The organism is Micromonospora sp. DSM 43699, assembly GCF_055517075.1.
Genome location: NZ_JBTMMT010000265.1, coordinates 1 through 399, shown reverse-complemented (window position 1 = coordinate 399; position 399 = coordinate 1). Strand labels below are relative to the sequence as shown.

Sequence of the window (399 nt, the reverse complement as noted above, 5' to 3'; positions counted from 1 at the left end):
GCCGTGTAGGTAAAGGAATCCCCCCCCGAGTAGCCCATCGCGGGCGTGTAGCTCATGCTGGCGCCGCTGGCCAACGCCGTGCCGTGGAGCGCCTGGGTGACGACCGCCACACTGGCGGCGGCACCCGTGATGCTCAACGCCACCGGGTTGGCATTGCTGTTGGCGGGCACAGTAAGGCTCGAAGGGTTGGCCACGGGCACCGGCAGGGGCGCAATGAACAGCGCATAGCTTTGCGTTCCGGTGGCGCCATGGGCGTCGCTGGCCTGGATGGTGAAGCTGAAGCTGCCACTGGCGGTGGGCGTTCCCGTGAGTGCACCGTCGCTGCCCAGGCTGAGCCCCCCGGGCAGCGCCCCCGAGGACAGCGCATAGGTATAGGGGGCCGTACCTTGGCTGGCAGAC

The 399-nt window shown here is 68.7% G+C and carries 1 protein-coding gene; it reads right to left on the bottom strand.

The genetic code is table 11. The annotated features are described in order from the left end of the window. Positions 1 to 399: Ig-like domain-containing protein (locus AC0AIB_RS31570; RefSeq protein WP_465098139.1), on the bottom strand; the 399-nt coding region annotated here is incomplete at both ends.